This window comes from Pseudomonas sp. 2822-15, assembly GCF_002742515.1.
GTDB lineage: Bacteria > Pseudomonadota > Gammaproteobacteria > Pseudomonadales > Pseudomonadaceae > Aquipseudomonas > Aquipseudomonas salomonii.
The window spans coordinates 1-231 of sequence record NZ_LJRY01000235.1 but is presented as its reverse complement, the minus strand read 5'-3'; the positions used below and the strand labels follow the sequence as shown (position 1 = coordinate 231).

The 231-nt window shown below is 34.6% G+C and carries 1 protein-coding gene; it reads left to right on the top strand.

Annotated features, from left to right (window positions below; translation table 11 throughout):
* A partial coding sequence (locus AOA59_RS32855; protein WP_143522816.1) for a hypothetical protein occupies positions 1–231 on the top strand: 231 nt, incomplete at both ends.

The window sequence follows — 231 nt, the reverse complement described above, 5'->3', positions numbered from 1 at the left end:
CTACAATATTGGGGTTCATCTACTTAATCCATTAGCAGAAAAAAGGATTAAGCCTACTAAGCTAAGTAAACATTCTGATTGGACGGAAGAAGAGTGGATAAAGCAACATAATAAAATACACATTGACGAAACGAATGACGAAGTTTTCAAAGAAGTAGTTAGTACAAAGAAAGCGGTCCTTATACCAAATGTGTTTGAAGATGATAGACCAAACCATGACCTTTGTAGAAA